Below are 22,129 nucleotides of genomic sequence, written 5' to 3'. Positions count from 1 at the left end.
ATGCTGCTCTGGCTCGCACAATACCTGCAGGACGACATCGGCGCCTTCCGCGTCTTCAACTTCATCACGTTCCGCGCCGTGTTCGCGACGATCACCGCGCTGCTGATCGGCCTCCTGGCCGGTCCTGCCGTGATCCGCAAGCTGACGGCGATGAAGTACGGCCAGGCCGTCCGTACCGACGGCCCGCAGACGCACCTGAAGAAGCACGGCACCCCGACGATGGGCGGCGTGCTGCTGCTGATCGCGATCGGCATCTCGACGCTGTTGTGGTGCGACTGGTCGAACCGCCTGATCTGGCCCGTGATGGTCGTGACGATCGGCTTCGGCCTGGTGGGCTGGGTGGACGACTACCGGAAAGTGGTACGCCAGGACCCGGAAGGCATGCGCTCGGCCGAGAAATACTTCTGGCAGTCGCTGGTCGGCGTCGCCGCCGCGCTGTACCTGGCCTTCTCCGTGTCGGCGCCGACGCCGGCCGAGGTGTTCCGCCTGTTCTTCGCGTGGGTGCAGTCGGGCTTCTCGATGGACCTGCCGCCGAAGGCCGACCTGATCGTCCCGTTCTTCAAGACGATCAGCTATCCGCTGGGCGTGTGGGGCTTCATCGCGCTGACGTACTGCGTCATCGTGGGTTCGTCCAATGCCGTCAACTTCACCGACGGCCTGGATGGCCTGGCCATCATGCCGACCGTGATGGTGGGCTCCGCCCTGGGCCTGTTCGCCTACCTGACCGGCAGCGCGACCTACTCGAAATACCTGTTCATCCCGCACATTCCCGGTGCCGGCGAGTTGATCATCTTTGTCGGCGCGATGGCCGGCGCGGGCCTGGCCTTCCTCTGGTACAACACGCATCCCGCCCAGGTCTTCATGGGCGACGTGGGCGCGCTGGCGCTGGGCGGCGCGCTGGGCACCATCGCCGTCGTCGTGCGCCAGGAAATCGTGCTGTTCATCATGGGCGGCATCTTTGTCGCCGAAACCGTGTCCGTGATCATCCAGGTGGGCTGGTTCAAGTACACCAAGAAGCGCTACGGCGTGGGCCGCCGCGTGTTCCTGATGGCGCCGCTGCACCACCATTTCGAGCAGAAGGGCTGGAAGGAGACGCAGGTCGTCGTGCGCTTCTGGATCATCACGATGATGCTCGTGCTGGTGGGCCTGTCCACTCTCAAACTGCGCTGATCCGACCATGATCTACAACGGCAAAATCGCACTGGTACTGGGGCTCGGGGAATCGGGCCTGGCGATGGCGCAGTGGCTGGCCCGCTGCGGCGCGCTGCTGCGCGTGGCCGACACGCGCGCCGTGCCGGAGCGCCTGCCCGTGCTGCGCGAGACGCTGCCGGGCACGCAGTTCGTCGCCGGTCCGTTCGATGCGAAGCTGCTGGACGGCGTGGACTTCGTCGCCGTCAGCCCGGGTCTCGCGCCGAACCGCGAGCTGGCCGACATCATGCCGGCTGCGCAGGCGGCCAATATTCCCGTGTGGGGCGAGATCGAGATCTTCGCGCAGGCGCTGGCCTGGCTGAAGGAAGAGCGCGCCTATGCACCCAAGGTCATCGCCATCACCGGCACCAACGGCAAGACCACCGTCACCACGCTGACGGGCCAGCTGTGCGAGCGCGCCGGCCTGTCCGTGCGCGTGGCCGGCAACATCAGCCCGGCCGCGCTGGACGTGCTGCGCGAAGCGATCGAAGGCGACGCCCTGCCGCAGGCGTGGGTGCTGGAGCTGTCCAGCTTCCAGCTGCACACGACCTACAGCCTGCGGGCCGATGCGGCCACGGTGCTGAACATCACGCAGGACCACCTGGACTGGCACGGCACGATGCAGGCCTATGCGGACGACAAGGCGCGCATCTTCGGCCAGGACACGGTACGGGTCCTGAACCGCAACGATGCGGTCACCCTGCGCATGGCCGATCCGACCGGTACCAACGTCATGTTCGGCACGGATGCGCCGGAAGCGCCTGGCAGCTTCGGCCTCGTCAACGAGCGCGGCGTGTACTGGCTGGCGACAAGCGAGCCGGTGGACGACGCCGAGCCGAGGAAGCGCCGCAAGAACGAGCCCGCGCCCGTCGTCGAGACCTACCTAAAAAAACTGATGCCGGCGGATGCCCTGCAGATCCGCGGCACGCACAACGCATCCAACGCGCTGGCCGCGCTGGCGCTGTGCCGGGCGATCGGCCTGCCGTTCGCGCCGCTGCTGCACGCGCTGCGCGACTATCGCGGCCAGCCGCACCGGGTGGAACTGGTCGCGGCCATCGACGGCGTCGAGTTCTATGACGACAGCAAGGGCACCAACGTGGGCGCCACCGTGGCCGCCATCGACGGCCTGGGCAAGAGCTTCACGGGCGAAAACCAGAAGCTGGTGCTGATCGCCGGCGGCGACGGCAAGGGCCAGGCGTTCGAGCCTCTGGCCGGTCCGGTGGCGCGCCATGTGCGCGCCGTGCTGCTGATCGGGCGCGATGCGCCGGCCATCCGCGCCGCGTTGCTCGACAGCGGTGTGCGCCTGGAGGACTGCGCCACCCTGGAAGAAGCCACGAAGCGCGCCGCCGCGCTGGCGCATGGCGGCGACGCCGTGCTGCTGTCGCCGGCGTGCGCCAGCCTGGACATGTTCAAGAACTACGCCCATCGCGCCCAGGTGTTCATCGACACCGTGCGCGAACTGGCGCTGGACGCGGGGCAGGAGATCTGATGCAGCTGCCATTCAAATTCGCCAGCGGCGGCGGCGCATCGGCGACGCCGATCGACATCCGCGCGCGCCAGTCGCGCATGATGGAGTACGACCAGCCGCTGGTGTGGGTCGTGATCCTGTTGATGCTGCTGGGGATGGTGATGGTGTACTCGGCGTCGATCGCGCTGCCCGATTCGCCCAAGTTCGCCGCTTATTCGAACACGTATTTCCTGCAGCGCCAGGCCACGTTCATCCTGATCGCGGGCGTGATCGGCGCACTCGTGTTCCGCGTTCCCGTCGCCATGCTGCAGGCGGGCGCACCCTACCTGTTCATCGCCACGCTGCTGCTGCTGGTACTGGTGCTGATTCCCGGTATCGGCATCGTCGTCAACGGTGGCCGCCGCTGGCTGCCGTTCGGCCTGGGCCAGCCGTCCGAGGTGATGAAGCTGATCATGGTGCTGTACGCCGCCGACTATACGGTGAGGAAGCAGGAATACATGCACAAGCTGACCAAGGGCTTCCTGCCGATGGCGCTGGCCGTCAGTTTCGTCGGCCTGCTCCTGCTGCTCGAGCCCGACCTGGGCGCGTTCGGCGTGATCGTCTGCATCGCCATGGGCATCCTGTTCCTGGGCGGCGTCAACGCGATCTGGTTCGGCGGCATCGCGGCCATGCTGGTGACGATCTTCGTCTCCATCATCGCGCTGTCGAAGTTCCGGCGCGACCGCTTCTTCGCCTACCTCAATCCGTGGGAGGAGGAGAACGCGTTGAACAAGGCCTACCAGCTGACCCACTCGCTGATCGCGTTCGGCCGCGGCGAGCTGTTCGGCGTGGGCCTGGGCGGCAGCGTCGAGAAGCTGCACTACCTGCCCGAAGCGCACACCGACTTCCTGCTGGCCGTCATCGGCGAGGAACTGGGCCTGGTGGGCGTGCTGGTCGTCATCGCGCTGTTCTACTGGATCGTCAAGCGCGCCTTCGACATCGGCCGCCAGGCCATCGCCATCGACCAGACCTTCGCGGGCCTGGTGGCGAAAGGCATCGGCATCTGGATCGGCGTGCAGTGCTTCATCAACATGGGCGTCAACCTGGGCCTGTTGCCCACCAAGGGCCTGACGTTGCCGTTGATGAGCTATGGCGGCTCGGGTGTCGTCATCAACTGCGTGGGCCTGGCGATCCTGCTGCGCATCGATTACGAGAACCGCGTGCTGATGCGGGGAGGCAGGGTATGACGAAGCGGCTGATGATCATGGCGGCCGGCACCGGCGGCCACATCTTCCCGGGCCTGGCGATCGCGCAGACGATGCGCGCGCGCGGCTGGGAAGTCACGTGGCTGGGCACGTCGCACGGCATGGAGCAGGACCTGGTGCCGAAGCAGGGCGTGGCGCTGGACGCGATCCATTTCAGCGGCATGCGCGGCAAGGGCCTCGGCCACACGGTGTCCGGCGCCTTCAAGATGGTGAAAGCCTTTGCGGACTGCTTCGGCTATATCGGCCGCAGGAAGCCCGACGTGGTGCTGGGCATGGGCGGCTACGTGACGGTGCCGGGCGGGATGATGGCGAAGCTGCGCGGCGTGCCGCTGGTGCTGGTCAATGCCGACGCGGCGCTGCTGTTGTCGAACAAGACGCTGGCGCCGGTGGCCGCGCGCGTGTGCTTCGGCTTCCCGGCGGACTTCGGCAGCGCGGCCGCGAAGGCCACGGTGACGGGCAATCCGGTGCGCCGCGAGATCCTCGACCTGCCGGCCCCGGCGCAGCGTTTTGCCGGCCGCGCCGGTCCGCTGCGCATCCTCGTCGTGGGGGGCAGCCTGGGGGCAAAGGCGTTGAACGACGCGCTGCCGGCCGCGCTGGCCTTGCTGCCCGAAGGCGAACGGCCGCTGGTCACGCACCAGTCGGGAAAAAAGAACATCGACGCGCTGCGTGCGGCGTATGCGCAGGCGGCCGTGCAGGCCAACGTGGTCGACTTCATCGACGACATGGCGGGCGCGTATGCACAAGCGGACGTCGTCATCTGCCGCGCCGGCGCGATCACCGTGTCGGAACTGACGGCGGCGGGTGTCGCCAGCGTGCTGGTGCCGCTGGTCGCCTCCACCACCAGCCACCAGCGCGACAACGCGCAATGGATGGCGCGGCAGCAGGCATCGATCCACCTGCCGCAGACGGAGCTGTCGGCACAAAGAGTGGCCGAGCTGCTGCGCGGCCTGACGCGCGCCGAGTGCGAGCGCATGGCCGTGGCGGCGCACGCGGCAGGCAAGCGCGACGCGAACGACGCGATCGCAACCGTATTAGAGCAACTGGCATAAGAAGAACAAATGAAGCATAAAGTCAAAAACATTCACTTCGTCGGCATCGGCGGCAGCGGCATGAGCGGCATCGCCGAGGTGCTGGTGACGCTGGGCTACAACGTGTCCGGCTCGGACCTGGGCAGCAATGCGGTGACGCAGCGCCTCGCCGACATGGGTGCGACCGTGCACCAGGGCCACGCGGCCGCCTACGTGGGCGAGGCCGATGCCGTCGTCACGTCCACCGCCGTCAAGGCCGATAACCCGGAGGTGCTGGAAGCGCGCCGCCGCAAGATCCCCATCGTGCCGCGCGCGGTGATGCTGGGTGAGCTGATGCGCCTGAAGCGCGGCATCGCCATCGCGGGCACGCACGGCAAGACCACGACGACGTCGCTGGTCGCTTCCGTGCTGTACAAGGGCGGCCTGGACCCGACGTTCGTGATCGGCGGCCGCCTGACCGCCGCCGGCGCCAACGCCAAGCTGGGCTCGGGCGAGTACCTGGTGGCCGAAGCGGACGAATCGGATGCATCGTTCCTGAACCTGGCGCCGATGATCGAGGTGATCACCAACATCGACGCCGACCACATGGAAACCTACGAGCACGATTTCGAGAAGCTCAAGGCCGCGTTCGTGCACTTCACGCACCGCCTGCCGTTCTACGGCCGTGCGATGCTGTGCATCGACGATCCCCACGTGCGCAGCATCCTGCCGCAGGTGACGAAGCCGGTGACGACGTACGGCTTCGCCGAGGATGCCGAGGTGCGCGCCATCGATGCCCGCGCGGTCGGCACGCAGATGCACTTCACGGTGCGGCAGGAAGGCTATCCGGACACGGCGTTCGTGCTGAACCAGCCCGGCATGCACAACGTGCAGAACGCCTGCTCGGCGATTGCCATCGCCCGCGAGATCGGCATCGAGGACAAGGACACGCAGGCCGGCCTGGCGGAATTCGCCGGCGTGGGCCGCCGCTTCACCAAGTATGGCGACGTGGCGGCACCGCAGGGCGGAACGTTCGCGCTGGTGGACGACTTCGGCCACCATCCCGTCGAAACCGAAGTGACGCTGGCCGCGGCCCGCGCCGCGTATCCGGGCCGCCGCATCGTGCTGGCGTTCCAGCCGCACCGCTACAGCCGCACGCGTGACCTGTTCGAGGACTTCGTCAAGGTGCTCTCGAAGGTCGACATGCTGGTGCTGGTCGACGTGTACCCGGCCGGCGAAGCGCCGATCGTGGGCGCCGACGGGCGCGCGCTGGTGCGCGCCATCCGCGCCCGCGGCAAGACGGAACCGGTGTTCGTCGAGACCATCGCCGACCTGCCGGAAGCGCTCATGAACGTGGTGCGCGACGGCGACGTCGTGCTGACGATGGGCGCGGGCGCCATCGGCGGCGTGCCGGCCAAACTGGTCAACTATCAACCGAACTGAAGGCACGGCCATGACGACTCTCACTCAAGACGAAGTACGCGCGCTGGGCAAGGTCGGCGTCCTGCTGGGCGGCCGCTCGGCCGAACGCGACGTCTCCATCATGTCCGGCACCGGCGTGCTGCAGGCGCTGCAAAGCCAGGGCATCGACGCCCACCCGTTCGACACGGGGCAGCGTTCGCTGGCCGAACTGGCCGCGGAACAGTTCGACCGCGTGTTCATCGCGCTGCATGGCCGCTATGGCGAGGATGGCACGCTGCAGGGCGCCCTGGAGCTGCTGGGCATCCCGTACACGGGCAGCGGCGTGATGACGAGCGCGATCGCGATGGACAAGATCACGACCAAGATCCTGTGGCTGAAGGAAGGCATCCCGACGCCGGCTTACGCCGTGCTGCATGCGGATTCCGACCTGAATGCGGCCGCCGCCGACCTGGGCCTGCCGTTGATCGTCAAGCCGCCGCACGAAGGCTCGTCGATCGGCTTCTCGAAAGTGGAGGCGCTGGCCGACTTCCAGGCCGCCTACGACAAGTGCGCGCCGCTGGACGACTCGGTGCTGGCCGAATCGTTCGTGGCCGGGCGCGAGTTCACGGTGGCCGTGCTGGGCACGGGCGCGGATGCACGCGCGCTGCCGGTGGTGGAGATCGTGGCACCGGAAGGCGACTACGACTACCAGAACAAGTATTTCACGGACGTGACGCAGTACTTCTGCCCGCCGCAGCTGGACGAGGCGACGCAGGCCGAGATGCAGCGCCTGGCCGTGCAGGCCTACCGCACGCTGGGCTGCGAGGGCTGGGGCCGCGTCGACGTGCTGCTGCGGGCGCACGATAACCAGCCGTTCCTGCTGGAGGTGAACACGTCGCCCGGCATGACGAGCCATTCGCTGGTGCCGATGGCCGCGCGCGCGGTGGGCATGTCGTACGAGGAGTTGTGCGTGGCGATCCTGCGCACGGCGCGCCTGAAGAACGCCAAAGGCTGAGAGACGCAATGTGGCATGACGCGAAAGCCCTGAATGCAGTCGCCAACGGCATCCTGGCCGTGGTGATGGGCGCTTGCGTGGTCGCGGGCGTGTGGTGGATCGCGCACCGCCCTGTATTCGATTTGCGCACCATCCGCGTTGAGTCCATGGACCGCGCCGAGCTGCGCCACGTGAACCTCCTGACGCTGAAGAACGGCACCCAGGGCCGCATCGTGGGGAACTTCTTCACGGCGAACCTGGATGCGGTACGCCAGGTATTCGAGACGGTACCGTGGGTGCGGCGCGCCACCGTGCGGCGCGAATGGCCCGATCAGCTGATCGTGGAAGTGGAAGAGCACGAGGCGCTGGGCACGTGGGGCGAGGACGGCCGGCTGCTGTCGGTCAAGGGCGACGTGTTTACCGCCAACCTGGCCGAGGCGGAAGAGGACCATGCGCTGCCGCAGTTCTCCGGGCCGGAGGGCAGCGAGAAGGAAGTGCTGACGCGCTACGGCGAGCTGCGCAAGTGGTTCGCGCCGGTGAAACTGGCGCCGCAAGGCCTGGCCCTGTCGGGCCGTTATGCGTGGACGGTCACGCTCGATAACGGCATGAGCGTGGCGCTGGGCCGCGAGCAAACGCCGACGACCTTGCACGAGCGCGTGCAGCGCCTGGTCGGCATCTGGCCGCAGCTGGCCAGCCGCGTGCAGAACATCGAGAACATCGACATGCGCTACCAGAACGGTCTGGCGCTGTCGGCGACTGGACTCAAGATACCGGCCGAGAAGCCGCACAGGTAGCTGTAAGACCTGACAGTAAGACAACAGACACGAGAAACAGCAAGCCGCACGGCGGCAGCAACGAAGACGAAAAGAACAGCAGGCAAAACAGATGACAAAAGACGCGAAAAACCTGATCGTCGGCCTCGACATCGGCACCTCCAAGGTGGTGGCGGTCGTGGCCGAGGTGATGGGCGATGGACGCCACGAAGTGATCGGGCTGGGCCAGCACGAATCGAAGGGCCTGAAAAAAGGCGTGGTGGTGAACATCGAAGCGACCGTGGAATCCATCCAGCGCGCCCTCGAAGAGGCGGAGCTGATGGCCGACTGCAAGATCCGCAACGTCTACGCGGGCATCGCGGGCAGCCATATCCGCAGCTTCAATTCGAGCGGCATGGTCGCCATCAAGGAAAAGGAAGTCACGGCAACGGACGTGGCGCGCGTCATCGAAACGGCGAAGGCGGTTAATATCCCGACCGACCAGCAGCTGCTCCACACCGTGCCGCAAGAATTCATCGTCGACAGCCAGGAAGACGTGCGCGAGCCGATCGGCATGAGCGGCATCCGCCTGGAAGTGAAAGTCCACATCGTGACCGGCGCCGTCAGCGCCGTACAGAATATCGTCAAGTGCGTGCGCCGCTGCGGGCTCGAGGTCTCCGACCTGATCCTGCAGCCAATGGCATCGGCCGATGCCGTACTGACGCCGGACGAAAAAGAATTGGGTGTAGTGCTGATCGATATCGGCGGCGGCACCACCGACGTTGCAGTGTTCTCGGACGGCGCGATCCGCCATACGGCAGTGATCCCTATCGCCGGTGACCAGATCACCAACGACATCGCAATGGCCTTGCGGACCCCCACCTCGGAAGCGGAAGAAATCAAGATCCGTTACGGCGTGGCCAAGCAGGTGCTGGCAGATCCGGGGGAACACCTGGAAGTGCCGGGCCTGGGCGACCGCGGCCCCCGCAACCTCTCCCGCCAGGCGTTGGCTGCCGTCATCGAGCCGCGCGTGGAGGAGTTGTTCGCCATGGTGCACCAGGTCGTGCGCGAATCCGGCTACGAGGGCGTGCTCTCGTCCGGCATCGTGCTGACCGGGGGCACGGCGATCATGCCAGGCATGGTCGAAATGGCAGAAGACATCTTCCTGAAACCGGCGCGCATGGGCACGCCGGACTATCGCGGCCAGCTGGCCGACGTGGTGCGCAGCCCCCGCTACGCCACCGTGCTCGGCTTGCTGCTGGAAGCGAAGAAGCAGTATCTGCGCGGGCATATCGTGACGCGCCAGGACGGGTCGGTGAAGGCGGTGTGGCAGCGCATGAAGGAGTGGTTCCTGGGTAATTTCTAAAAAGAGGAGGGCGTCGCGGCGGTTGCGGTGGCGTTCACCAGGGCGGTACAGGATCTCAGGTATTTGGGTTTTCTCATTCAATTATATTTTTGCGCTGTTCAGTCGCCAGTTCTCCTACCGATATGAGGCCTGGCGCTTGAAACCGCATTCTTTTAGGAGCACATCATGGAGTTCGATATGGTCGATAACGCAGCACTGGGAACGGTGATCAAGGTCGTCGGCGTCGGTGGTGCCGGCGGCAACGCCGTGCAGCACATGATCAACAAAGGTATGAGCGGCGTCGAGTTCATCGCCGCCAATACCGATGCCCAGGCGTTGTCGGCTTCCAAGGCCGGCAACATCATCCAGATCGGCGAGACCGGCCTGGGCGCGGGCATGAAGCCCGAGGTCGGCCGCAAGCTGGCCGAGGAATCGCGCGCCCGCATCGAAGACGCGCTGCGCGGCGCGCACATGGTGTTCATCGCGGCCGGCATGGGCGGCGGCACGGGCACGGGCGCGGCGCCGATCGTGGCCGAAGTGGCCAAGTCGCTGGGCGCGCTGACGGTCGCCGTCGTCTCCAAGCCGTTCTCGCACGAAGGCCAGAAGTGCATGGACATCGCCGACGAGGGCCTGGAGCAGTTGTCGCAGAACGTCGACTCGCTGATCGTGATCCTGAACGAGAAGCTGGAAGAAATCTACGAAGACGAATCGCTGATCGAGTGGCTGCAGCACGCCGACGACGTGCTGAACAACGCCGTCGCCGGTATCGCCGAGATCATCAACGTGCCGGGCCACATCAACGTCGACTTCAACGACGTCAAGACGATCATGGGCGAGCAGGGCAAGGCCATGATGGGAACCGCCACGGCTTCCGGCGTGGACCGCGCCCGCATCGCGGCCGAGCAGGCCGTCGCGTCGCCGCTGCTGGACGGCATCGACCTGTCCGGCGCGCGCGGCGTGCTGGTCAACGTCACGGCCAGCCGTGGCCTGAAGGGCAAGGAGATCAAGGAAGTCATGGCTGCCGTGCGCGCGTTCGCCGCACCGGACGCGTCGATCGCGCAAGGCATCGCGTACGACGACTCGATGGGTGACGCCATCCGCGTAACCGTCGTGGCGACGGGCCTGGGCAAGGCCAAGAAGCACGTGCAGCTGGTGCCCCAGCAGGTGCTGCGCACCGGTACCAACGGTGCCCTGGGCGCGCAGGCCGCGCTGGGCGGTGGCGTCGGTTCCACGTCCGTCTCGATGGGCGCGGGCATCGGTGCCGGCCAGTCGTTCGAAGGCATGAAGGCGCCGGCCGTATGGCGCCGCGAGTCCGCCTCCGAGCAGGTGCGCGCGATGGAAAAGAACGGCATGGAGACGTACGACATTCCGGCGTTCCTGCGCAAGCAGGCCGACTGATTGTCGAGCCAGGGCGTCCTGCGGGACGCCCGCTGCCGGGCCTACGTGAGAGGGGCCTGGCACTTTGAGCAAGATTGCTCGCCCTCTGGCATACTGCTGCCGGAGGCTGGCCGCGCCTGACGCGGCCTTTTTTTATCGTAGCAATCGAGGAGTCACCATGACCATCAAGATCGGCGACAAGCTGCCGGAAGGCACGCTGTCCGAATTCATCGAAGTCGAAACCGAAGGCTGCGCGCTGGGCCCGAACACGTTCAACGTGCAGGAACTGGCCAAGGGCAAGAAGATCGCCGTCTTCGGCCTGCCGGGCGCCTACACGCCCACCTGCTCGGCACAGCACGTGCCGGGCTACATCGCCCACGCCGACGCACTGAAGGCCAAGGGTATCGACGAGATCTGGTGCATCTCCGTCAACGACGCCTTCGTCATGGGCGCCTGGGGCCGCGAGCTGAAAGCCACCGGCATCGTGCGCATGTTCGGCGACGGCAATGCCGCGTTCACGAAGGCGCTGGGCCTGGACGCCGACTTCTCCAAGTTCGGCATGGGCACGCGCTCGCAGCGCTACTCGATGCTGGTCGAGGACGGCGTCGTCAAGCAGCTCAACGTGGAGCAGGGCGGCAAGTTCGAGGTGTCGAATGCGGAGACGATGCTGACGCAGGTGTAATCCGGCGCTGGCAGTAACCCGTGGTAACAAGCACCGATCTCAAGGCGGTAACGCCTTGAGATCGGTGCCGCTGCCTGTAGCTGGATACAAAGCTCGAAAATTTCTAGCCTAGGCATATCCGCCGAGGTGACCGAATGTTATGCCTACTTACTGGTTTGAGCTCGCTGAACTGATCAACGCGTTCGATATCTAAGCAGTTCTACGCTGCACCCAATTCGTTCGCTAACGTTCTACGATTGCAATTGTGGCCGAGGGAGAATTGTTGTCGTGGCGGCTTTAAACACTGTGGTGCAGAAAATCATGTTCAGCAGAAAAAACATCGAATTTTCTACAGTCGCGTTCTACCGCCCTTTCACTACACGAAAATCCCTGATGGTCATCCTGCTGGGCTGGCTCATGCTAGCTGGAAAAATTTCAAAGCCAGCAGTGAGAGTCCTTACCTATGTTAAGCTGTTTACCCCAGTCTTACATCATATCCTTGAGCCTAGCCGCTAAATAAAATTAAGGAAAAAGGGTGATATCGCTCATATATCAGACCGGCCCGTTAGGAAACCAGTCCGCTTGACCCGGTTTCCGGCACACACCTTCGTGTACCCGCTATCAAATCTAATGGCGGGGAGCAAAAACATGCATCACTTTAGATTCGGCGCCAACAATGGTCTCGTCAAAACTAAAGTCCGGTTTCGGTAAGTCCTCGCAATACTTGCGATGAGCAGTATTATAGAAGCTTCGTAATATAAAATCCAAAAAGGTTCGAGGACTAAGTGGCCCATTCACAGGAATTCGGCAATTCTTGTACTGTCCAAGTGTTAAATGCGATTTGGGATGATGAAGTTCTACAAATAAAGCATCATCGTCGTCGTAGTCAAATCGAACCGGGAATGTGACAATGTTTTTTGCTAGTATATCGGCATAAATTTCATCTGCTTCATAGATGTCTGGATTGTTCTGAAACTCGCCTAGATCAGGTGATGGAAAAAATGCTAAGCGATGCGCCGAACATTTCTCATCGTGGAAGCGATACATGAGCTGTAGAAGAGCTCCATCTATCATGCGAACGCTATACGCATGAGTTCTTAGCATTTCTGCATAAATGTCGCTATATGCTACGTTTTTCAAAGTGTTCCCCAGATTTTTGGCTCCAGGGAAGGAAATTTCAGTCACTTTTCCATAGTTTGCCAAAGTCGGGAATTGTTGATCATTACACAGACTTTGACCGATAAGATAGGCGGTCAGGTCCTTGATCTGATTATATACTTTTACTGACGAGGTCATTTATTCTTCTCTTCACGAGTTAAAAGGCGCCGCAGCGTTTCAACCTGTACTGGGGGGAGATCTTCGATATACATGTTTCCAGAAAGCATATCGTTAATAAGATTATTCAAGCTGTCGGCTCCCTGCCGGATTATTCTTTCGTCCTTGTCGCGATTTATGATGTTTAGATGTTTTCGCTCATCTGCGGTCGGATATGTGAATTGAAGGTCAAATTTGTTTCTTACCGTTTCTTCATATTCATTTCTTAATTTTTCCATGTTGGGTCCGGTGCCCAACACTCTAACCCATCCCTTGCTTCGCGTTATTGCTGTAAAGAGTTGATTACGTACGCGGGCAGGACTGCCCCACGATCCATAGCAATCCTGAGCGTTAATAATGTACACCATTCCGGCTTCATTTCCCTTGGCGCGAAATATCCCAGTGAATGCGATCGAATCACCATCGTCATCAAAGAACACGTCGGGTGATGTATCTACGCCCGCGAGATGAGTGGAAATCCCGTCATCAAATAAGATTTTCCTGATCGGGCCGACCGCTTTTCTAGTGGACAAGGGATCCGGATTAATTACAACGATATCGTGAGGCGTAAGCTCGTCTTTGGTGAGATTTTGCTTTACCGCATTTGCTAGCCAAGCAGCCTGCTCGCCCTCATTGTTGAAGACATGAAATTGTATTAGGTCATTAACATCCGAATGGTCCTCTAGAAATTTGGGGCTGCTTTCTTCAGTTCGCGATAACCTGACTTTCTGACCATCTTCAAGCCTACCTTCTGTCGCGACGTAGCCTACGTCCAGCCAAAGATTCTTCTGGTCAAACATTTGAATAAGTCCAGTCGTGAGTCCTGTAGGCGGCGTACGATAAATTCCAAAGCCTAATGCATGAGCCGTGGCCAGAATTGGGCGCGAATTTCGATAGCACTTTTCAAGAATAATATCTTGTTGAGGTTTCCCAGGAACGGGGGCATCGAACGATACAACCGGATTGCCTTTCTCGTCGTTTCCGAAAATATCCTCCGGTGGTGGAAGCGAACTACTTCCAAGGTTCTGCAATTCGTCGTACGCATACACAAGGCGCTTCTTCTTGCCCAAAAGCTGGTAACATATTTTCAAAAATGCTGCCGACAGATCTTGGGCTTCATCCACAAGAATGGCGTCGTAGACTTGCTCTTCGAGTGATATTGCTTGCGTAAGGGCAAGTTCACATGCACCTTCAAATTCTTTACCATAATTGAACTTTTCTTTGGCGCCGGCAAGGTCCAAGTATTCTGCTCCGGTTTCCTTGCAATATGTGTAATATACACCGTTTCGCTCTGAGGAGCCGGGCGCACCCCATGAGTTAATTACCTGTAAATTATTCCAATCAGGCTCTTCGTTTGTTTGCTCAATAAAGAATGTGTTTATTAAGCGTTTGAACTGACCTTTTAAGGAGCGCGTATGGAACGTTACCGCAATCTTCCAATCTGGGTGCTGCGCGTGCAAGTACGCGGCCTTTAGCGCCAAGATAATTGTTTTCCCGGAGCCTGCAAGGCCTCTTATCCGTTGAACTCCTTCAACTGTTTCTATAACGGCCCTACCCTGGAGATTGTCCAAATTCGCAATAGAATCTTCGAGCCGCTTTAGTTTGGCGCCGCGGGAGTCGGGCTGCGTTAGATTACGTCGCCTGACTCCTTTGCGAATTGTCGAGATTGACTGGATCACAGCTACCGCTTCGTGATAAGCTCGACTGTTGTTTGGGATATTCTCGATGCAGCCTAGCAGGGTCTCTTCGTTTGCTAATAGGTGATATTCGTCGATTGCATCGCCAGCGCGTGATAAGGGAGCAAATGTTATCGGCGTAATGTTGACTAGCAGCTTCCTGCCCTGCATCAGTGTTCGATGATTGCGAAGCTTGGCCTCAAGCTTATTAGCACTGTCATCTTGAACCTCGTCATAGCCATTTAGAGATCGACCTTCAACTAGATTAAAGAGTATAATTCCTTTCTCTTCATTTATCCATATTGCATCGATGGGAAATGCGCCTTCGGGAGTTCCTATTACGGGATACCCCAAGTATAACGTACCCGTTAGTTGTGGGTTTTCTTGAAAAAAGTCGGCAAGGCGCTGCGACGAAATAGGCTTTTTGGTTGTGCCCCAGATAGTCGTGATCATATATATACCTATGTTTTTTGCGCGCTGGCAAACACACGTTGCCGCACTTGCGCGTGGAATTGTGAAGGTGATGTAAGCACCTGTTTTCGCCGGCCAATAATAGCTCAATATAATGGTTTGCCGCCGTCAGCATATTGGAGAGTAGCCAAGTATCGCATCGGACCTTCGCGTTTAGCAATGATTCCGATGGGGCGGCTTCTGACGCATTTGAAGTAGTTGTCCGCAGAGCTGTCACCTAATCAGCTTGCAAATTGTTGGCTGTTAGAACGAGTTGTCTCTGCTGCACTTTGCCCCATAGGCAATTCTGCGTCAAGTCAGTTCGCTTTACTCTGACGCGGAACATCCTTTCGTCTAGTGCGGCGGCCGTCGGCTTGGTCTGAGGACTTACTGCGGGTCTTCAACGTGGTGGCACGCTTGGCGTTGGGGCGCAGCTGGATTCAATAGAGATTACTTTATTGCCGCGCTGCCAGGTTCATGCCGCCTTCTTCCGGCTGCGCTTCTTCGGCGCCAGCATCACGCCGGTGCACGTGGGCGCGCCGCAATGGCAAGCGAACGCCTTCTTGACGGCCGGCGTGTGCCGCTCGTCGTAGATCAGGCCATAGTTGTACTTGAGCTCCTCGCCCTTCTCGATGTCCACCAGCGCGTGGATGTAGACCCGGCCTTCGTCTTCCATCGCTTCGCAGTTCGGCTCGCACGAGTGGTTGATGAAGCGCGACTCGTTGCCGCCCGCGCCGCCGTCGATCAGCATGCCGTCGTTGAGCGTGAAGAAGAACGTGTGGTTGATCGGGCCGCCCTTCGCGGCGGTACGGCGACAGGTTTCGTCCCAGTCGACGATCTCGCCCGTGTATTCGACGATGCGCTGGCCGGCCTTGATCTTGCGGCGGGCGAAGACGCCCCGGCCGTGGATCGGGGACTCGTGGACTTCAAACAGGGGAGTAGGGGTTTTGGCTGGCTTGGTCATGTCGAAATGATACCGCGCGTTGGTGCGTCGCACGATTCGTTGTGGCTGCGCCGCCCATTATTTCGTCGTCGCGCGCCACTGGATCTTCGAGATGTCCACGGCGTCCCAGGCATCCGCTTCCGGTGCCGGCGCGTTGCCCGGCTTGCCCATTTCCGCAGGGTGCGGCGCACGCATGCCCATCACGCGCCACGCGCCCTCGACACGGCGCAGCACGGCCGTCTCGATGTGGCGCATGAAGCCGCCCCGTTCCAGCGTGACGGCATAGCAGTCCACGCCCTGGCCGGCCCAGCGAAAGCGCGTCATCGGTGCGGGGTTGATGCTGAGCGCGTCGGTTGCGCTGAAGCGTTCGTTCGTATCGGCCAGGCCGGCGATACCGGCCCGGCCGCGCCCCAGCAGGCCCTGGATCTCGGCCGGCAGCTCGTGCAGCAGCAACGGCAATGCCGCGCCGGCGCAGTCGTCGGCGGCGGGAACATCGGCGGCATGAGCCGCAACAGGCACGGCGCCGGCCAGCAACAGGGCGACCAGGGTCAGGGATCTCATCTCGGCTCCTCGATAGGGAATGCCAGTGTAAGGCAAGCCGCGCCATGCGGGGGCCTGACATTGTTACAAGTCTTTGCGTAGAATGGATGGGCCACCACCGACCGATCGGAGTCCCATTGCAGTACTCAGCAACGAAACCCCTGCCAGCCAAGGAAAACCTGCACGCCATCTACGCGATGGTCACCGCCGTCGCCATCTTCTCCGTGATGGACACGGCGATGAAGCTCTTGGCAGCCCGCTACCCGGCCATGCAGGTGACGGTACTGCGCTCGTTCTCCTCCCTGCCGCTGGTCTGTGCGTGGGTCGGCTACCGCGGCAAGTTCCCCACGCTGCTGCGCGTGCACTGGCGCCTGCAGCTGCTGCGCGGCGCGCTCGGCATCGGCATGCTGACGATGTTCGCCTATGCCCTGCAATCGATGCCACTGGCCGAGACCTATTCCGTGTTCTTCATCGCGCCCGCGCTGATCACGGCGCTGTCCGTGCTGGTGCTGAAGGAGCGGGTGGACGGCATGCAGTGGCTGGCCATCGTCGTCGGCCTGGTCGGCGTGCTTGTCGTGCTGCGCCCCGAGGGCACCAGCTTCATCTCCGTGGCCGGGCTGGCGGTGCTGGGGTCGGCGGCCTGCTATGCCGTCTCGGCCATCGCCAGCCGCATCCTGTCGCGTACCGATACCAACGAGCAGATCATGTTCTGGATCCTCGTCATGATGGGCTGCGGCGCGCTGCCGCTGGCGTGGAGCGGCTGGGTGCCGCTGCGGCTGGAGGACTGGCCCGTGCTGGCGACGCTGGCCGTCAGCGGCTTCCTGGGCCAGCTGGCGATCACGCGCGCGTTCAGCATGGGCAAGGCGTCCGTCGTCGCGCCGTTCGAGTACACGGCGCTGGCGTGGGGCGTGGCGATCGACTGGGCCTTGTGGAACACGCTGCCGGACCGCTGGACGGTCGTGGGCGCCACCATCATCATCGCCAGCGGCGTCTACCTGGCCCGCCGCGAGGCCGTGCACAAGGAAGCGGAGCATCCCTGACGGCGTGTTGTCTTATTGTGTTTCATCGCGGATCACAGCCGTGAACGGGGCGCAACGGCCGGCAACGCCCGGCAAGGAAAGCCGATATAATCGCCGGATGCTGAAACAACGTACGATCAAGGAACAGGTCCGCACCATCGGTGTGGGAGTGCACTCGGGAACCAAGGTGGAGCTGACGCTGCGTCCCGCGCCGCCCGACACGGGCATCATCTTCGCGCGCGTCGACCTGAAGCCGCCGGTGATCTTTCCGGTGGGGCCGATGGAGATCGGCGACACCCGCATGGCCACCGTGATGATCAAGGACGGCGCCCGCGTCTCGACCATCGAGCACCTGCTGTCGGCGTGCGCGGGCCTGGGGATCGACAACCTGTACGTCGACGTCAGCGCCGAGGAAATCCCGATCATGGACGGCTCCGCGTCGTCCTTCGTCTACCTGCTGCAGCAGGCCGGCCTGGCGGAGCAGGAAGCGCCGAAGAAATTCATCCGCATCCTGAAACCGGTCGAAGTGCGCGATGGCGAGGGCGCCCGCGAAAAATGGGCCCGGCTGGTGCCGCACGAAGGCTTCAAGCTGGACTTCTTCATCGAATTCAACCACCCCGCCGTGGACGGCACCGCGCAGCGCGCGCAGGTCGATTTCGGCGAGCACTCGTACATCCAGGCGGTGGCGCGGGCACGCACGTTCGGCTTCATGCAGGACGTGGAAATGCTGCGCGGGATCGGCCTGGCGCGTGGCGGCTCGCTGGAAAACGCCATCGTGATGGACGAATACCGCATCCTCAATCCCGACGGCCTGCGCTACGACGACGAGTTCGTGCGCCACAAGATCCTCGACGCCATCGGCGACCTGTACGTGATCGGCCACCCGCTGATCTGCGCCTACGAGGCGCACAAGTCGGGCCATGCGCTGAACAACCTGCTGCTGCGCGAGCTGCTGGCCCATCCGGATGCCTACGAGATCGTCTCCTACGATTCCATCGACCAGGCACCGCGCTCGTATGCGCGCCAGATGGAACAGGAATGGTCGTATAACTAGGGAACGGCCCGGCTAGCGCCGGTGCGCGACCAGCTTGCGCAGCGCCTCGATCAGCGCGGCATTCTGCTTGGTCGGCTCGAGCGTCTCGGACAGCTCGGCAAACGAGTCCACCCCCACTTCCGGAATGACGAGCTTGCGCGGCTCGACGGGCGCCACCGACATCGTCCGCATCATCTGCACTTTCAGTTTGATGTTGTCGACCTGCCACCCCTTGCGCGCAAGCGCTTCTTGCAGTTTTGGCAATTGCTGTTTAAGCTTGGCGGCGACCGACGCGTTCGGGGTCGACAGCACCAGTACGCTGTCCTCGAACGCCAGGATTTCGCAGAACGAAAACGCGGTCGGCAGTACGGCGGCGCAGTCCTGTTGCAGTTTCGCCATGCGTTGCACGGCCGGCAGCAGCGCCGCCATGCGGCCGTCGCGGCGCAGGAAGTCGGTGGCCTCGACGGCGTTCCGGTTCTGGTTGGGTGAGTTGAATCGCATCGGCGCAAACATATCACAGCCAGGGGCGCGTGTGCAGCGCGGCGCGCGCGGCAGCACCATGCGACAGGAATATTTCCAGATTCGCTATTGTGTTACTGGTGGCAATCCCAACCTGAACCCGCATGCTAAAATTACAGGTCTTTCGTCATCGGCGGGCACCACGGAACTTCGGCACAGGCAGCGTAGCACTGGGCAAGGTCGCAAAGCGGGGCTTTGAAGCGGGCTTTTTTTAACGGCGTTTATACAAGAATTCAAGCATGTCCTTACTGACCCAGATTTTCGGCAGCCGTAATCAGCGGTTGCTCAAGCAGTACCAAAAGACGGTAAAAGCGATCAACGCACTCGAACCCGAATTCGAAAAGCTGACCGATGCCCAGCTGCAGGCGAAGACGCCCGAGTTCCGGGAGCGCGTCGCCAAGGGCGAGTCGCTGGACGACCTGCTGCCCGAAGCCTTTGCCGTCTGCCGCGAGGCCTCGAAGCGCGTGTTCAAGATGCGCCACTTCGATGTCCAGCTGATCGGCGGTATGGTGCTGCACTACGGAAAGATCGCCGAGATGCGCACCGGTGAGGGCAAGACGCTGACGGCAACGCTGGCGGCCTACCTGAACGCGCTGTCCGGCAAGGGCGTGCACATCGTGACCGTCAACGACTACCTGGCGCAGCGCGACTCGGAGACGATGGGCAAGCTGTACCGCTGGCTGGGCCTGACGACGGGCGTCAACCTGTCGCAGATGGACCACGGCGTCAAGCAGGCGGCCTACGCCTCCGACATCACCTACGGCACCAACAACGAATTCGGCTTCGACTACCTGCGCGACAACATGGTGTTCGAAGTGCGCGAGCGCGTGCAGCGCGGCCTGAACTTCGCCATCGTCGACGAAGTGGACTCGATCCTGATCGACGAGGCGCGTACGCCGCTGATCATTTCCGGCCAGGCCGAGAACCACACGGACCTGTACCACAAGATGAACACCGTGCCGCCGCAGCTGGTGCAGCAGGTCGGCGAAGAGACGCCGGACGGCAAGGGCAAGGTCGAGGTACCGGGCGACTACACGAAGGACGAGAAGGCGCACCAGGTGCTGCTGACGGAAGCGGGCCACGAGCGGGCCGAGGCGATCCTGACACAAATGGGCCTGCTGCCGGAAGGCGCGTCGCTGTACGACTCCGCCAACATCACGCTGGTGCACCACCTGTATGCGGCGCTGCGCGCGCATGCGCTGTACCACAAGGACCAGCACTACGTGGTGCAGAACGGCGAAGTCGTCATCGTCGACGAATTCACGGGCCGCATGATGACGGGCCGCCGCTGGTCGGACGGCCTGCACCAGGCGGTCGAGGCCAAGGAAGGCGTGCGCATCCAGAACGAGAACCAGACGCTGGCGTCGATCACGTTCCAGAACTATTTCCGCATGTACGGCAAGCTGGCCGGCATGACGGGTACGGCGGACACGGAAGCATATGAATTCCAGGAGATCTACGGCCTGGAGACGGTCGTCATCCCGCCGAACCGCCCCTCTGCGCGCAAGGACAAGCAGGACCAGGTCTACAAGTCGGCCGAGGAAAAGTACGGCGCGATGCTGAACGACATCCGCGACTGCTACGAGCGCGGCCAGCCCGTGCTGGTGGGTACGACGTCGATCGAGAACTCGGAACTGCTGTCGTCGATCCTGACCAAGGCCAAGCTGCCGCACAACGTGCTGAACGCCAAGCAGCACGCCCGCGAAGCGGAGATCATCGCGCAGGCCGGTTCGCCCCAGGCCATCACGATCGCCACGAACATGGCGGGCCGCGGTACCGACATCGTCCTGGGCGGCAACGTCGAGAACCAGATCAAGTTCCTGGAAGCGAATCCCGAGCTGACGGACGCGCAGAAGGCCGAGCAGGCCGACAAGCTGCGCAACGGCTGGCAGGCGCTGCACGAGCAGGTGGTGGCGGCCGGCGGCCTGCACATCATCGGCACCGAGCGCCATGAGTCGCGCCGCGTCGACAACCAGCTGCGTGGCCGTTCCGGCCGCCAGGGCGACCCGGGCTCGTCGCGCTTCTACCTGTCGCTGGACGATCCGCTCCTGCGCATCTTCGCCGGCGACCGCGTGCGCGCGATCATGGAACGCCTGAAGATGCCGGAAGGCGAACCGATCGAGGCGGGCATCGTCACCCGTTCCATCGAATCGGCGCAGCGCAAGGTCGAGGCACGCAACTTCGACATCCGTAAGCAGCTGCTCGAGTACGACGACGTCGCCAACGACCAGCGCAAGGTGATCTACCAGCAGCGTAACGAGCTGCTGGAGGCGACCGACATCTCGGAGATGATCCAGAACCTGCGCCACGGCGTGTTCACGGACGTGGTGCGCGAATACGTGCCGGCCGAATCGGTCGAGGAACAGTGGGACGTGCCGGCCCTGCAGGCCACGCTGGCCGCCGAGTGGCAGATCGACCTGCCGCTGACGGCGATGCTGGAGAAGGAAACCAACCTGACCGACGAGGACATCGTCGAGCGCGTGCTGGCGGCGGCGGACGAGCAGTACAACGCCAAGATCGCCATCGTCGGCAAGGATGCATTCGGCGGCTTCGAGCGCAGCGTCATGCTGCAAAGCGTGGACAGCCACTGGCGCGAGCACCTGGCCGCGCTGGATCACCTGCGCCAGGGTATCCACCTGCGCGGCTACGCGCAGAAGAACCCGAAGCAGGAATACAAGCGCGAAGCGTTCGAGCTGTTCGGCCAGATGCTGGACATGATCAAGAACGAAGTGGTCAAGATGGTCATGACGGTGCGTATCCAGTCGCGCGAGGAAGTGGAGGCCGCCGAAGCGAAGATGGCCGCCGCCGCCGCCCACCTGGAAAACGTGCACTACCAGCACGCCGACTTCAACCCGAACGCGGCGCCGGAAGAGCTGCTGGCACCGCTGGCGACGCCGTCGAACATGCCGGAAGTGGGCATCAGCAGCGCACCGAAGGTGGGGCGCAACGACCCGTGCCCTTGCGGCAGCGGCAAGAAGTTCAAGGCCTGCCACGGCAAGCTGTCGTAAGCAAGCACCGGGGACAGGCACCTGGCTCGGGCTGAAACGCCCCGAGCCAGGTGCCTGTCCTTTTGGGTTTTTGGCTTGACAACTCGTTAGCCCCAAGCCAACGCAACTGTTGCATTTCCCTCCCCGCGGCCCTTTTCGATGGCCGCCATTGATGTTTTTCCATCGCGCAATAGAACCGGCGTCGCTAGAC

18 protein-coding genes are annotated in these 22,129 nt (G+C 62.5%); 13 read left to right on the top strand and 5 right to left on the bottom strand.

Annotated features, from left to right (window positions below; all coding sequences use genetic code 11):
- The 10 genes from mraY (at position 1) to PX653_RS15740 (ending at position 11,458) form a co-directional block, all read left to right on the top strand.
- Positions 1-1,170, top strand: a complete 1,170-nt coding sequence (gene mraY, locus PX653_RS15785; RefSeq protein WP_277413723.1) for a phospho-N-acetylmuramoyl-pentapeptide-transferase — start codon at positions 1-3, stop codon at positions 1,168-1,170.
- A gap of 7 nt (positions 1,171-1,177) precedes the next feature.
- Positions 1,178-2,677 (top strand): UDP-N-acetylmuramoyl-L-alanine--D-glutamate ligase, encoded by a 1,500-nt coding sequence (murD, locus tag PX653_RS15780; protein ID WP_277413722.1) that lies wholly within the window; start codon positions 1,178-1,180, stop codon positions 2,675-2,677.
- Entirely contained in the window at positions 2,677-3,882 is a 1,206-nt protein-coding gene (gene ftsW, locus PX653_RS15775; protein ID WP_277413721.1) for a putative lipid II flippase FtsW, read from the top strand. The genes murD and ftsW overlap by 1 nt, the downstream gene beginning before the upstream one ends.
- Complete coding sequence (murG, locus tag PX653_RS15770) at positions 3,879-4,949, top strand: undecaprenyldiphospho-muramoylpentapeptide beta-N-acetylglucosaminyltransferase (protein ID WP_371876339.1); 1,071 nt, start codon at positions 3,879-3,881, stop codon at positions 4,947-4,949. Before ftsW ends, murG begins: the two co-directional genes overlap by 4 nt.
- A 9-nt stretch (positions 4,950-4,958) precedes the next feature.
- The gene (murC, locus tag PX653_RS15765) at positions 4,959-6,350 is read left to right on the top strand and encodes a UDP-N-acetylmuramate--L-alanine ligase (RefSeq protein WP_277413720.1); all 1,392 of its coding nucleotides are present in this window, start codon (positions 4,959-4,961) and stop codon (positions 6,348-6,350) included.
- 10 nt (positions 6,351-6,360) lie between these two features.
- Positions 6,361-7,323: a D-alanine--D-alanine ligase gene (locus PX653_RS15760; RefSeq protein WP_277413719.1), complete on the top strand. Its 963-nt coding sequence runs from the start codon at positions 6,361-6,363 to the stop codon at positions 7,321-7,323.
- An 8-nt stretch (positions 7,324-7,331) separates the two neighbouring features.
- Complete coding sequence (locus PX653_RS15755; protein WP_277413718.1) at positions 7,332-8,096, top strand: cell division protein FtsQ/DivIB; 765 nt, start codon at positions 7,332-7,334, stop codon at positions 8,094-8,096.
- A gap of 91 nt (positions 8,097-8,187) precedes the next feature.
- Complete coding sequence (gene ftsA / locus PX653_RS15750) at positions 8,188-9,420, top strand: cell division protein FtsA (RefSeq protein ID WP_277413717.1); 1,233 nt, start codon at positions 8,188-8,190, stop codon at positions 9,418-9,420.
- 165 nt (positions 9,421-9,585) lie between these two features.
- Entirely contained in the window at positions 9,586-10,797 is a 1,212-nt protein-coding gene (gene ftsZ / locus PX653_RS15745; protein WP_277413716.1) for a cell division protein FtsZ, read from the top strand.
- A gap of 157 nt (positions 10,798-10,954) precedes the next feature.
- Positions 10,955-11,458, top strand: coding sequence for a peroxiredoxin (locus PX653_RS15740; protein WP_277413715.1), 504 nt, complete (start codon positions 10,955-10,957; stop codon positions 11,456-11,458).
- 606 nt (positions 11,459-12,064) lie between these two features.
- Here the strand turns inward: PX653_RS15740 and PX653_RS15735 are convergent.
- The 4 genes from PX653_RS15735 to PX653_RS15720 form a co-directional block, all read right to left on the bottom strand.
- Complete coding sequence (locus PX653_RS15735; RefSeq protein WP_277413714.1) at positions 12,065-12,733, bottom strand: DUF2290 domain-containing protein; 669 nt, start codon at positions 12,731-12,733, stop codon at positions 12,065-12,067.
- A complete protein-coding gene (locus tag PX653_RS15730; RefSeq protein WP_277413713.1) occupies positions 12,730-14,880 on the bottom strand; it encodes a DEAD/DEAH box helicase in 2,151 nt (716 codons plus the stop codon). Before PX653_RS15730 ends, PX653_RS15735 begins: the two co-directional genes overlap by 4 nt.
- 472 nt (positions 14,881-15,352) lie before the next feature.
- On the bottom strand, positions 15,353-15,841 hold the full coding sequence (locus tag PX653_RS15725) for an SET domain-containing protein (RefSeq protein ID WP_277413712.1): 489 nt from the start codon (positions 15,839-15,841) through the stop codon (positions 15,353-15,355).
- Between the two features lie 57 nt (positions 15,842-15,898).
- Entirely contained in the window at positions 15,899-16,381 is a 483-nt protein-coding gene (locus PX653_RS15720) for a hypothetical protein (RefSeq protein ID WP_277413711.1), read from the bottom strand.
- Between the two features lie 176 nt (positions 16,382-16,557).
- Here PX653_RS15720 and PX653_RS15715 point away from each other — a divergent pair, with 176 nt between their 5' ends.
- Positions 16,558-17,400, top strand: a complete 843-nt coding sequence (locus PX653_RS15715) for a DMT family transporter (RefSeq protein WP_277418582.1) — start codon at positions 16,558-16,560, stop codon at positions 17,398-17,400.
- Positions 17,401-17,497: 97 nt separating this feature from the next.
- Positions 17,498-18,433 (top strand): UDP-3-O-acyl-N-acetylglucosamine deacetylase, encoded by a 936-nt coding sequence (gene lpxC, locus PX653_RS15710; RefSeq protein WP_277413710.1) that lies wholly within the window; start codon positions 17,498-17,500, stop codon positions 18,431-18,433.
- 12 nt (positions 18,434-18,445) lie between these two features.
- Here lpxC and PX653_RS15705 read toward each other — a convergent pair whose 3' ends face one another.
- Positions 18,446-18,973: a DciA family protein gene (locus tag PX653_RS15705; protein ID WP_277413709.1), complete on the bottom strand. Its 528-nt coding sequence runs from the start codon at positions 18,971-18,973 to the stop codon at positions 18,446-18,448.
- A 197-nt stretch (positions 18,974-19,170) separates the two neighbouring features.
- Between PX653_RS15705 and secA the strand changes: the two genes are divergently transcribed.
- Entirely contained in the window at positions 19,171-21,939 is a 2,769-nt protein-coding gene (gene secA, locus PX653_RS15700) for a preprotein translocase subunit SecA (protein ID WP_277413708.1), read from the top strand.
- The last annotated feature ends 190 nt before the right edge of the window (positions 21,940-22,129 follow it).

This window comes from Pseudoduganella chitinolytica (genome assembly GCF_029028125.1).
GTDB classification, from domain to species: domain Bacteria; phylum Pseudomonadota; class Gammaproteobacteria; order Burkholderiales; family Burkholderiaceae_D; genus Rugamonas; species Rugamonas chitinolytica.
This window is presented reverse-complemented; position numbering and strand designations above follow the sequence as displayed.

What these genes read in the sequence shown, in the direction of transcription:
- mraY (WP_277413723.1), top strand. Translation starts at nt 1, where the DNA reads ATGCTGCTCTGGCTCGCACAATACCTGCAGGACGACATCGGCGCCTTC.
- murD (WP_277413722.1), top strand. Translation starts at nt 1,178, where the DNA reads ATGATCTACAACGGCAAAATCGCACTGGTACTGGGGCTCGGGGAATCG.
- ftsW (WP_277413721.1), top strand. Translation starts at nt 2,677, where the DNA reads ATGCAGCTGCCATTCAAATTCGCCAGCGGCGGCGGCGCATCGGCGACG.
- murG (WP_371876339.1), top strand. Translation starts at nt 3,879, where the DNA reads ATGACGAAGCGGCTGATGATCATGGCGGCCGGCACCGGCGGCCACATC.
- murC (WP_277413720.1), top strand. Translation starts at nt 4,959, where the DNA reads ATGAAGCATAAAGTCAAAAACATTCACTTCGTCGGCATCGGCGGCAGC.
- PX653_RS15760 (WP_277413719.1), top strand. Translation starts at nt 6,361, where the DNA reads ATGACGACTCTCACTCAAGACGAAGTACGCGCGCTGGGCAAGGTCGGC.
- PX653_RS15755 (WP_277413718.1), top strand. Translation starts at nt 7,332, where the DNA reads ATGTGGCATGACGCGAAAGCCCTGAATGCAGTCGCCAACGGCATCCTG.
- ftsA (WP_277413717.1), top strand. Translation starts at nt 8,188, where the DNA reads ATGACAAAAGACGCGAAAAACCTGATCGTCGGCCTCGACATCGGCACC.
- ftsZ (WP_277413716.1), top strand. Translation starts at nt 9,586, where the DNA reads ATGGAGTTCGATATGGTCGATAACGCAGCACTGGGAACGGTGATCAAG.
- PX653_RS15740 (WP_277413715.1), top strand. Translation starts at nt 10,955, where the DNA reads ATGACCATCAAGATCGGCGACAAGCTGCCGGAAGGCACGCTGTCCGAA.
- PX653_RS15735 (WP_277413714.1), bottom strand. Translation starts at nt 12,733, where the DNA reads ATGACCTCGTCAGTAAAAGTATATAATCAGATCAAGGACCTGACCGCC.
- PX653_RS15730 (WP_277413713.1), bottom strand. Translation starts at nt 14,880, where the DNA reads ATGATCACGACTATCTGGGGCACAACCAAAAAGCCTATTTCGTCGCAG.
- PX653_RS15725 (WP_277413712.1), bottom strand. Translation starts at nt 15,841, where the DNA reads ATGACCAAGCCAGCCAAAACCCCTACTCCCCTGTTTGAAGTCCACGAG.
- PX653_RS15720 (WP_277413711.1), bottom strand. Translation starts at nt 16,381, where the DNA reads ATGAGATCCCTGACCCTGGTCGCCCTGTTGCTGGCCGGCGCCGTGCCT.
- PX653_RS15715 (WP_277418582.1), top strand. Translation starts at nt 16,558, where the DNA reads ATGGTCACCGCCGTCGCCATCTTCTCCGTGATGGACACGGCGATGAAG.
- lpxC (WP_277413710.1), top strand. Translation starts at nt 17,498, where the DNA reads ATGCTGAAACAACGTACGATCAAGGAACAGGTCCGCACCATCGGTGTG.
- PX653_RS15705 (WP_277413709.1), bottom strand. Translation starts at nt 18,973, where the DNA reads ATGGTGCTGCCGCGCGCGCCGCGCTGCACACGCGCCCCTGGCTGTGAT.
- secA (WP_277413708.1), top strand. Translation starts at nt 19,171, where the DNA reads ATGTCCTTACTGACCCAGATTTTCGGCAGCCGTAATCAGCGGTTGCTC.